This window comes from Bythopirellula goksoeyrii (assembly GCF_008065115.1).
Lineage (GTDB): Bacteria > Planctomycetota > Planctomycetia > Pirellulales > Lacipirellulaceae > Bythopirellula > Bythopirellula goksoeyrii.
In genome coordinates, this window is the sequence record NZ_CP042913.1 from 1,709,147 (window position 1) to 1,720,821 (window position 11,675).

Sequence of the window (11,675 nt, forward strand, 5' to 3'; positions counted from 1 at the left end):
TGGAGACAGTTCCTTCAATGGAAGCTAGGTCGCTGTGGCGAACTGGCTGAGGAGAGATGGCGGTCCTAAAGTTATTCTAGTTGCGAAACCCTTGATAACTCTGGCAGTCTGCGCACCACCTCTACGGCATTGCTGGTATCAGCTTGGATTGAAAGTTTCCGGTCGTCGCAGCTTGGCTAAATGGCAGAATCCCGGCACAACTCCAAGTATTGTTCGCAGTCGATTTGATGTGCTGCAAGGTGCTTACTAGCGTCGAAGTAGCCTGATAGGCTGTACTCTTTTGTTTCAGATTAGGTCGACGCGTAGGAATCTCTGCAGGCTATGTAGGCGTATGCTGCTAGATCTCGTCTGAGGTTTCCTTATTAGGGGGTGATATGGTTTTCGTGTCGCAGAGACTCCTTCTCGCACATGTCATTAACGTATTCTTGGCAGCATATTGCTCCGCACAGCATACGGAGCAGGTTTATTTATCCGGTACCGACAAAGATCATACCGTTGATTGGCAGTTTCAATGTACGTCGGGAGCGAGGTCCGGCGAGTGGACTACTATCCCCGTGCCGTCGCATTGGGATGTGTTGGGCTTTGGTTCGCTTAATTACAAGAAAGACATCGGTTCTGCCTTGGAAGAGCGCGGTCTCTACAAGCATACGTTTGAGGCTGCGAAAGATTGGGAGGACGAGCGGGTTCTGCTGGTCTTTGAGGGAGTAATGACCGACACAACAGTGAAGCTCAATGGTCAGACTGTTGGGCCAACACATCAAGGCGGGTTCTATCGTTTTCAATATGACGTAAGTGACTTTCTCAAGTTTGGTGAAAAGAATCTTCTTGAGGTCGATGTGGCCAAACATTCGGCCAACGAATCGGTTAACAAGGCGGAGCGCACGGCCGATTTTTGGGTGTTCGGGGGAATCTATCGGCCAGTGTACCTGAAGATAGTTCCAAACCAGTTCATCGAGCGTGTGGCGATTGATGCCCAAGCCAACGGTGAGTTCTCGGCAGAAGTTTTTTCAAGCACGAACACCTCGAAAAACATTGGTCCGAAATTTTCCATCGAGGCACAGGTAAAGACCATCGATGGCGAGCCTGTTAGTACGCCCTTTGGAGTTGAGACAATAACTCCGGGAAGCAACAGTTCGACTACGGTCGCAGCAAAGTTTGATTCTCCCCAGTTATGGAGCGCAGAAAAGCCGAATCTCTATCAAGTAGAATTCCGGTTAAAACGTGGTTCTGAAGTTCTTCACAGTACGACGGAGCGGTTTGGCTTTCGTACGGTAGAAGTTCGCGCGGACGATGGCATCTATGTCAATGGTCAGAAAGTTGTACTCAAGGGGGTGAATCGACACTCGACTTGGCCGGATTCGGGACGTTGCCTTAGCGAAGCGGTTCATCGCTTAGATATTGAAACGATTCAAGGGATGAATATGAACGCGGTGCGAATGTCGCACTATCCCCCCGATCCCCAGTTTCTTGATCTGTGCGATGAATTGGGACTGTACGTCCTTGATGAACTTGCTGGGTGGCATTGGCATTACGACACCCAAATTGGCAGTCAGCTTGTCAAGGAACTGGTTACGCGCGATGTGAATCATCCCGCGGTGTTGTTCTGGGACAATGGCAACGAGGGGGGATTTAATTATTCACTCGATGAACAATTCGGCTGGTACGATCCACAGCACCGCACGGTTCTGCATCCGTGGGAGGCATTCAACCACGTCAATACGGCCCACTATTTGGAGTTTGATCGGGCCGAGGTTGCCAGCAAAGGAGTTCCCACACGCCACGGGACGGGAGAGGTCTATCAGGAGTGGGAAGATGTGAACGATCCCAATAAATATATCTACATGCCCACCGAAATGCTGCACGGTTTGTACGATGGTGGGAGTGGTGCGGGGCTTGAAGCTTACTGGGAGATGATGCGACAGAGCCCGGTTCTTGGGGGAGCTTTCCTGTGGGTGCTTTTTGATGAAGGGATCAAACGAGCCGACGGCACGATCGACTGTGCTGGCAATCAAGCCCCCGATGGTATTGTTGGTCCGTATCGAGAACGTGAAGCGAGTTTCTATACGATTCAAGAGATTTGGTCGCCTGTACAAGTTAGTTTGAGTGATAAGAGTTCGCTTGAGATCAAGAATGAGTACAGCTTTACAGATGTTAGTGAATGCAAGTTAACCTGGCAGCTACGAAAATTCAGCCAGCTTGATGACCCTGAAGCAGGCTACGAAGTTCTGGCCGAAGGGGAGCCCGCGTTGCCCTCCATTGCTCCAGGCAAAAAAGGAACGCTCCAACTTGATCTGCCAAATGATCAACATTCGGCAGATTGCTTGGCAGTACGAATTGACAACCCTCAGGGGCGTGAACTGTGGACATGGGTCTGGCCTTTATCAGACTTGCCGCCGAAAGCATTCATGGAAAATGACAATCGGCTCGGTAGCGTAGTGATTAGTTCGACTGAAAAGGAGATTTCAGCGGTGGTCGGAGATCTTCAGGTAGCGATTGATAAGCAATCAGGGATGCTAGAGGGAGTGCGACGGGGGGATCAAAAGTACTCACTATCCAATGGCCCAGAAGCTACGACAGTACCGTCTTCGCTGATTTCACTGAATCACAGAATGGAAAACGAAGTTGCACTGATTGAGGGAGAATTCTCTGGTGGGCTGCGAAGTGTCACGTGGGCGATTCATCCTAGCGGTTGGATCGACTGCACCTATGCGTATCAAGCGAAAGGAGAGTCCGACTATTTCGGTGTAACATTCGATTATCCTGCCGAATTTGTCCAAGGGAAGAAATGGCTCGGAAACGGGCCGTTTCGGGTTTGGAAGAATCGCCGACGGGGTGGGACCCTTGGGGTCTGGGAAAACGAACAGAACGAAACGATTACAGGCTACTCGGAATGGGACTACCCGGAGTTTGCAGGTTGCTTTTCCGATGTGCATTGGATGCGATTGCAAACGAGTGAAGGACCGATTACGGTCGTGCCTCATGATCGAGAAAGTTACTTGCAAGTCCTTTTGCCTGAACAGCCTCCAGAAGATTTTGTGGGGAAAACAAAATTCGAACTTCCCCAGTGTGGGATAGCATTGCTCGATGCCATTCCAGCGGTGGGAAGTAAATTTAAAACCCCAGAAACCACTGGCCCGCGTGGTCAGCCCAATGTGGGTAAGGGCATATATGAGGGAAAGGTAAGCTTCTATTTCGGGGAATAAGAATTGGCAAGCTTGCTGAGAAAGCGATAAAAAAGTCTTTGTAGATATTAATCTGCGTTCTTAGGTGAGACGCGTGATAGTTCCGTCAAACGCCGGACAACTTCCTCGGCACTGCCGGTCTCGGCTTGGATTGAGAGTTGCCGATCGGCGCAGCTTGGCTCCGAGGCAATCTGGCGACATCGCTCCAAGTGATGTTCACAAGCGAGTTGCTTTGCCATCGGTGTGAGGTGATCGACGAGTTTATTGACGCTCTGTTCGACTGTTACGACCTGATAAGTGAAGGAATCGACTAGTTGAGCAGCAGTGCCGTAGCGGGCGGCCCGCCACTTGTTTTGCCGCACCATCATCGGATGGCAGTCGTGCTGGTAGGTGCCGTTGTCGATCTCATCAGAGAGGGTCTTCACCAAGCATTGCACCAATGCCGCGATGGCCAACGTGTCTTCCAAACTGCCCGGCATGTCGCAAACACGGACTTCCACCGTGCCGAAACTGTGATGAGGTCGCACATCCCACCAAATTTCGCGGATCGTGTTGATAAAACCAGTGTCGACCATGTGATTCACAAGCCACACGTACTCGCTCCAGTTTCGCATCAAGGTTGGTAAGCCTGCCGTCGGCAAGCCTTCCATGATCTTCGAGCGGTAGGATTGTAACCCAGTCTGGCGGCCTTCCCAGAAAGGGCTGCTGCTTGATAAAGCCAGCAAAGTGGGGAGGTGTCGGAGAATGCGGTCGCAGATCATGACTGCTTTGTCACCGGAATCGACTCCTACATGGATATGTAGGCCAAAGGTTACCAAGCGACGTGCTAATTCTTGGAGGAGTTGGACCAGATCCAAGTACCGTTCTGTGTCGGTGACCATCTGTTCCTGCCACGGCGAGAACGGATGGGTTGCTCCCCACCAGAGTCCCATTCCCAATTGATCGGTTGCCGCTTCTACCGCAACAATCTTCTCGCGAAGATCCTTCTCTGCATCATCGACCGTTTCACAAACCCCTGTGATGATTTCGACAACACACTGCATCAGCTCGGGCTTGAGCGATTCAGTCAGTTTTTCGGGCACAAGCTCGGCAACTTGATCGAAGGCACTCGTTAAGGCCATCGTGCGGCCATCAACTATTCCCAACTCAATTTCAACACCGAGAGTGGGTCGATCGTTCGCGTTGAATTCGATCTTCGCCATGTTCATTTTATCTGAGGTTCACAAGCCGCTACGACTGCGCGGACTAAAACTCGGACACCGATCTCTAATGCCGTCTCGTCGATGTCAAACTTGGGGGTATGTAAGGGCGTGATCGCAGCAAGATCGGCTGCGCAACCAAGTCGGAACATGGCCCCCGGCACGTGTTCAAGGTAGCAGGCAAAGTCCTCACTTCCCATGCTCGGGCGCGTAATCAGCTGCACATTTTTAGCCCCCACGACCTCTTCGCCGGCTTGCCAAATCAGGGAGGTTGCGGCAGCATCGTTGACCACTGAGGCAATACTTGCGTCAAGGGTAAGCTCGATTTTTGTACTCGTGATTCCTTCCACTCCGCGAATCACTTGATGAATTTGATCAATTGTACGTGAGCGAACCCCCGAGTCGAGAGTACGCATGGTGCCACGTAGTTCCACCTGATCTGGTATGACATTCGGATTGGTGCCTCCCTGGATGCTGCCAAAAGTCAGCACGACAGCATCCTGAGTATCGGTAGCCCGTGGCACGAATTGGTAGAGCGAATTGATCAACTGTGCTGCCGCGGCAATCGGATCACGAGATTCGTGAGGCCGGGCCGCGTGACCACCGCGGCCAGTGATCGTGAGATGCACAGCATCGCAGGACGCCGTCATCGGTCCGCTGCGAAGGGCAATTTCGCCGGTTCGCCGAGTTGGATCGACATGTAATGCAAATATCTTCTCGACGCCTACCAGGACATCAGTTTCAATCATCTGTGCCGCGCCAGTAGCAGTTTCTTCGGACGGCTGAAAGATGACGCGCCAGTTGATTGGCCACGGCAACGAGCCACTTTCTGTGAGTAGCACCAAAGCCTGCACCACTCCAAACGCAATGGAAGTATGAGCGTCGTGGCCGCAAGCATGCATGATCCCTGGATGGGTGCTCCGATACGGCGTGGTTTTTTCATCTTGAATTCGCAACGCGTCGATGTCACCACGAACAGCGATGCGGCCCAACACAGAATCCTTCTCTGAACCACCGTCTGCAATGGCCCCGCAACCCTCGGGGCCCATCTGAACTTCGACACCTAATTGCCCCAGCAGTTGATACAAGTGCATGCTCGTGGCAAGTTCGACGCCACTTGGTTCCGGATGGGCGTGGAGATGCCGCCGAAGGTCGCGGACCTCATCACGCTTTTCAGAGATGATCGCGTCAAGACGTTGCTTCCAAGATTCGGGCATACGCTACTGACTTGTGCGAAATGAAGAGATTAGAGGCTAGAGGCTGGAGGTTCGAGTGGAACAAATTCTGGCACGATTAGTTCTGGTAAGATTCCCTGTTCATGGCCCATGGCTAGAAATCGCGTGACTGCCTCACGGCCTTTGGGGCCGAAGTCGAGTGTCCAATCATTGACATACATTCCCACGAATCGGTCTGCCTTATTGCGATCGAGATCCCGACCATATTGCAGAGCGTAGTCGAGCGCTTCCTCGCGATGATCAAGACCATACTTTATGCTCTCGTACAGCAATCTCTGAACTTGATCGATGGTTTTGGGGCCGAGGTCTTTGCGAATCCCATTTGCCCCCAAAGGAAGTGGCAACCCAGTCAAGTCATGCCACCAAACTCCCATGTCGACCACGAGTTGAAGGTCACTCTGACCATAAGTCAACTGACCTTCATGGATAATTAAGCCCGCATCGAGTTTCTTCCCCTGATACTCGCCGCGAACGGTGGCAGGAATAATCTCGTCAAACGGTACAACGACATATTCAAACTCTTGCCCGAGGCAAAGTCGCAAAGCGAGAAATGCGCTGGTCAATTTACCGGGGATGGCAATCACTTTTTCTCGCAGGTCCTCTACGGAGCATGCCTCTTTGGCAACGACCATGGGACCGTAATTGTCACCCATACTGGCCCCGCAACTGCAAATCGCATACTTATCGTGCAAAAAGGCATAGGCGTGGATGCTGATAGCGGTGAGTTCCAATTCGCCCTCAAACGCTCGCTCATTGAGTGTTTCAATGTCAACCAACTCGTGGGTAAACACATAGCTACCCGTGTCGACACAGCCATTGGTCAAGGCGTGGAACATGAACGCATCATCGGGGTCAGGGCTGTGACCAACGCGGATAAGTTTCTTGGTTTCGGTAGCAGGCAATTTCTTAGCTCCAACTGGAATAACAGAGGACTTAAGTCACCGATGATAGGGCCGATCGGCTCGCTACGTCAACCACTTCGTCCGTAGCCGTGCCGCGCCACGGCACACCGCCTAGAGAAGTTTCCCGGAGGATGCGGTCCGCGAGCAAGGAAATTCCAAGGATAAGTAGAGCTTGGTTCTAACCACCACCTGCTACCTTTGAGATCAAGATTTTACCCCTCGGTTGCAATTAAGGGTCATCAAAGCGAAACGTTGCTATTTCGCCGATTGGCAAGGCTTACGAGTTGGTAGAATTGTTAGCTGGTATTTTGGCAACTTTGCTGATGCTTTTCTCTCGAGGTGAATGATGTTCTTCTGCTCATGCAACAGGTTGGCTAGGCTGGTGGTGCTTGGAGCGATGTTTGGGCATCTTGACGGAGCGCCGGTTCAAGCTGCAGCGCCTGTTGATTTTGGGGTCAATTTTCAAGTCTATGGCTCCGAGGTGTTCGTGCAGTATCGTGCGTGGTGGCCAGAAAACTTTGATACACTGAAAGGCTTGATTTTCAGTTTTCCAGGCTCACGTGGTGACCAGCGAGGCATCGCGGGAAACGGCCTCTGGCAATTTCGCTTGTCACAGATGGGCTACGGAATCGTTGGCTTTCGCGACTTGCTCGATTTTGGCTATGACTACTGGGGAGAAAACGACGCTGAGGTGCAAGCCAATTTTCAAGGCGTACTCGACTCGATCGCCGCGGCTTCAGGGCATTCTGAGCTAAGTAACGCACCTGTACTTCTCGATGGTGTTTCCAAAGGGGGATATTCAGCAGGCTACTTAGCTTCGTTCGTGCCGGACCGTACGCTGGGATTCATTGCCGACAAAGGTTTCGCGACTGGTGTACTCGATAGCACGCGGCCAACAGCGCCGGGAATCGTAATCGCCGGAGAGCGTGACGACGTCGTGCAGCCGTATTTCTTGAACCAGGATTTCCTGGAGAGTCGCGCGGTCGATGGCCATACTGCTTACCTTGTGGAATGGCGCACCACACATCGCGAGACGACTGAGGCCTTTCGCTTGGCTTTAATGGATCAGTGCATGCGGGCTCGCTATCCTGTTGGGCAATTGCCTTCTTCCGAACCAGACGATCCGCTCATGCTCAATGATCCGTCAGGTTTCTTGGCTGAGACCAGTATATTCGACCCGGCGCTGGGACAACTGTTCAATCCTGATCCAATCATCACACCAGAAGCAGTCTATCCACTCGACTCATCGAAAGCCTCATGGTTGGCGTCTGAGACTTTGGCGTTGCTCTACCGCATTCAGAATGAGAATACCCAACTGGGGTCCAAGGTGCAGTTCTCTCCGGTTGCACCCTTCAACGGCAAGGTCGATCTCTCGGTACAAATCACGGGGATCGAATCGACCCGATTGTGGCTCTATCACGAATCGGAATTGCTAGGTGAGTTCGATCCATCGCAGGGGCCTGTCAAGTTTAGTTACGTGGCCAAGGAGAATGGTCTGCAAACATTCTTTGCGATTGCAGAGTATTCTGACGGAGGAGTGCTCAAGACCACGGGCAACTATCTCCCGACAGTGGTTGCCGGTGCAGTAGTCGTTCCAGAACCAGCGACCGCGATCCTCTTGGCGGTGTCGAGTTGCACGATACTGCTGCCTCGATCGAACGGAAGAATTCTCCCGCAAACTCACGTGCTTGAACCACAATTGGTCAAAGCACGAGTCCCAAATCGCAAGGCATCAGCATTGAGCCACCAGGGCCGAACCGGTTCATTGCTGAGCGCAGTCTAAACGCAATTCAAATCCTAATTCCTGCAAAAACGGGTTTAAAAGCTTTACAAAGTTTGACATCGTTTTCAGGCTCCCTAACAATGGAAGCACTCTTGTCATTTCCCTTTTTTGTGCTTTTTCGTAGCTGGAAACAATTTGTCACTAGTTAGAACTATCTCTAGTTCCGCCTTGCCCCTTTCATCTTAGTCTTGGAGAGAATCATATGCGTAGGATTCAGATTGGCACTCTATTCGGCAGTGTTTTAGTCTTTCTAGTTTTTAACAGTAGTGTTTTTGCGCAGAACGAAGCAAGCTTCACAGAATTTCAGTGGATTGGTGGTACCGGTTTGCAAACTTGGCAGAGCGGTGCCAACTGGGATTTGCCTGATTTTCCGAATGACACGGATCCTCTCGACATGGACTATCCCACAGCCGATCTCTCCGTAGGGTTGGGGGCCAATCTCAACGTCAGCATTGGTACTAGCGCCGTTACTGTTGCTGGACTAGCGATGGGAGGGACTTCGGGTGTGGTGACTAGCGAAATATCCAGCGGTGGACCTGCCGGCATTCTGCATTTCAAGAACTACTTCGAACCTGAAGGTCTATTAACCGAAAAGGATGCCGACTTTGACAACGATGGATTGGTGGCGGGTAGCGATTTCTTGATCTGGCAACGGAACTATCTCTTCCAAAACACGGGTCCGGACAACATTAATGATCAGGGGGATGCCAACGACGATGATTCCGTCAATGGTGTTGATCTTATGATCTGGCAAGAACAGTATGGTCTTGGCAATAGCTTTTTCACACAGGGTGATGCGTTTCTAAGGAGCGGAGGCGTAGCTGGCTCGGTGAATCGAATCACGGCTCCGATTCATCTTGAAGATGAGCCACTGGAAATCGATGCCATCAATCCCCTGGTGATTGATGTTGGCGCCAATATTACTAATAGTGCCCCAGATTTGACCAGCAGTTCCAGAATCAGCGTGCTTAGGGGCACAGTTACCATCAACAGTGAGATTGTCGTAACGGATGTTGATACCACGCCCATGAGTGGTGGGACCGATCTCACTCTAAGGGCTACCGCTAGCAGGGCTGATGGAAACGGCGCAACCTTGATCCTCAATGGCATCGTCCGAGACGCCAATCCGGCTCAAACTGGCAGCGTTACATTTGGCGGAGGAGATGGCCGGATAGAAATCTACGGTGACAATGACCTCGGAGGCACCGTTAGAACCGGTGGTGCCGAAATAGTCCTAGGTCACGATCACGCCTTGGGCGTGAGTTCTCTGGCCCCTTTCACTCCCGCTCATGTGCGTCCTGGAGGCACCTTCATCTCGGATAACGACAATCGCAACATTCCAAATAAGTTCACGCTGCAAAGTAACTTCAATTTTGCTGGCGACAAGACGCTTACTCTTTCTGGTGAAATAACACAAACTAACAACCGAGGTTTCAATAACAATATTGAAGCTCCCGGCGAGCTGATCCTAGATGGTCTGCTTAATATTTGGGAGGACGACGAAGCTCTACTTCGAGAGTTTGATTTCTTCGGAACTGGCACCACGCGGATTACTGGGCTTATCCGCGATGATTTCCTCTTTTCTGGTCAAGACCGGCGAATCAACCAGTCGGGGCCTGGCGTGTTGATCATTGACGTGGGCTTAGGTGACAATAACCATTCGGGGCCCACAACGATTTCTAGGGGTAATTTTCACTACGCAAATAACGATTCTCTGAATGTTGGAGGGGGATTGATAGTGTCTTCTGGCGGCGCGATAGGAGTCGACACGGGAGTTGCCACGAATTCGACATTCCTTCAAAAAATCGATCCGACAAGTACCGGTGGCTTGATGCTGGCTGCAAGCGATGCCTCTGCGAATCTGGATTTCACGAGCTTCCCTCTATCGAATGCTGGCAACATGACTGTGGCCGCCCCTGAGACTGGTCTCACCTATACAGGGATTATAACACCTGCGAACTCAACTTATGGACTCGGTGGTGGTTCTGGGACTTTGACTTTGCCAAACGCTCAACTATCAGGTGCGAATGCCCTGGAAGTGAGAAACGAAGGGACGGTCGAGCTTCTTGGAGATAACACCTATTCGGGTACGACTTCGATTGTTTTGAGATCTGGCAGTGGAGACCCGCCTACTCTTGTGGTCGACAAACTTACCAACGGAGGAGTAGCAAGTAGCATTGGCTCCTCATCATCCGATGCATCGAATCTGTACATTCAAGGAGCAACACTCAAGTATGTTGGAACGGGTGACTCTACCGATCGCCTATTTACTATCGGTACGAAGGGTTTGACCATTGATTCATCAGGAACTGGTGCCGTTGTATTTTCTAATACTGGTCTGCTAGGTCGCGACGATGCAGAGAGTAGGCTAGGCACACTTGATGATTTTAGCGGACGGCCAGATGAGATAGTCGAGATTGACGACACCAGTGACATCGTTGTTGGCATGGCAGTCAGCGATCCTGATGGTGGGGGTACTTTCACTCAAGCTCCTTGCGAACCGAGTGGTGCCAACTGCATCCCCGTGGATACGGTGGTTACGAGTGTCGGAACTCATTCCGTCGTAATCAACAACTCTTTTCCATTCATACTGAAAGAGAATACGACCATAGTTTTTGGAACCGTGGAAAGAACGTTGACACTGGCTGGTACAAATGCCAATGACAATACACTGGCATCCGTCATTAGTGATTCCGGTTTAGGTGGTGTTGTGAGCGTCGATAAGGTAGATGCCGGCAAGTGGATTCTCTCAGGTGCCAATACATATACTGGCAGCACGACAGTGACTGAGGGGATTTTGAGCATTACCAACGGCTACTTGGCTGATACTTCAACGGTCAATTTAAACAGCAGTGGTATGCTTGATCTCGATTTCACCGGTGCTGATGTGATCGACAGTCTCGTCCTGGATGGAGTTGCGCTATCCGATGGGATTTACGGAGCCACAGACGGTGGCATGGGCTACAATGTTTTGGCCGCTCTCTCTGGCAGTGGTTTTCTCAATGTCGGCAATGTTCCATTCCCACTTGTTGGTGCCTTAGCAGCGGTACCAGAGCCGAGTGCTCTGCTGCTGGTTTCGATTGCCTGCCTGGGATTGGCTGGAACGAGAAAACAAGTTCGTCGATCCTAGAATGTCTGCATATTCATGAGCGCAAAGCCCGGGTCTGGTGCGAATCAGTCCCGGGCAGATTTTGCGCTGTTCGACAAAGACTCCCCCTGCGGTGTCAAACCGAGGAGTATTGAGTACGGCATTATCCAAAGCTCAATCGCTTGTCCCAGCTTGCAGGATACTGACGGAATACTAGGATTAAGTGTCTTACCTCACATTCATGGCGGATTTCTAGTTTGCAATAGGAAGAGTATTCACTCAGTCC

6 protein-coding genes are annotated in these 11,675 nt (G+C 51.3%); 3 read left to right on the forward strand and 3 right to left on the reverse strand.

The features are described from left to right. Positions 1-383 precede the first annotated feature (383 nt). A complete protein-coding gene (locus Pr1d_RS06840) occupies positions 384-3,203 on the forward strand; it encodes a glycoside hydrolase family 2 TIM barrel-domain containing protein (protein ID WP_168205100.1) in 2,820 nt (939 codons plus the stop codon). Between the two features lie 47 nt (positions 3,204-3,250). On the opposite strand, the gene Pr1d_RS06845 is transcribed toward Pr1d_RS06840, so the two are convergent. The 3 genes from Pr1d_RS06845 to Pr1d_RS06855 are packed head-to-tail and all read right to left on the reverse strand — an operon-like array spanning position 3,251 to position 6,518. Further along, positions 3,251-4,384 carry a carboxylate-amine ligase gene (locus Pr1d_RS06845; RefSeq protein ID WP_148072839.1) on the reverse strand — a complete coding sequence of 378 codons (1,134 nt, stop codon included), beginning with the start codon at positions 4,382-4,384 and terminating at the stop codon, positions 3,251-3,253. A gap of 2 nt (positions 4,385-4,386) precedes the next feature. Continuing rightward, on the reverse strand, positions 4,387-5,598 hold the full coding sequence (locus tag Pr1d_RS06850; RefSeq protein ID WP_148072840.1) for a M20 metallopeptidase family protein: 1,212 nt from the start codon (positions 5,596-5,598) through the stop codon (positions 4,387-4,389). A 29-nt stretch (positions 5,599-5,627) separates the two neighbouring features. After that, positions 5,628-6,518, reverse strand: a complete 891-nt coding sequence (locus Pr1d_RS06855; protein WP_148072841.1) for a menaquinone biosynthesis family protein — start codon at positions 6,516-6,518, stop codon at positions 5,628-5,630. A 397-nt stretch (positions 6,519-6,915) separates the two neighbouring features. Between Pr1d_RS06855 and Pr1d_RS06860 the strand changes: the two genes are divergently transcribed. Both Pr1d_RS06860 and Pr1d_RS06865 read left to right on the forward strand, forming a co-directional pair. Further along, complete coding sequence (locus Pr1d_RS06860; RefSeq protein ID WP_148072842.1) at positions 6,916-8,301, forward strand: hypothetical protein; 1,386 nt, start codon at positions 6,916-6,918, stop codon at positions 8,299-8,301. A 202-nt stretch (positions 8,302-8,503) separates the two neighbouring features. Next, positions 8,504-11,431 carry an autotransporter-associated beta strand repeat-containing protein gene (locus Pr1d_RS06865; protein WP_148072843.1) on the forward strand — a complete coding sequence of 976 codons (2,928 nt, stop codon included), beginning with the start codon at positions 8,504-8,506 and terminating at the stop codon, positions 11,429-11,431. Positions 11,432-11,675 lie beyond the last annotated feature (244 nt).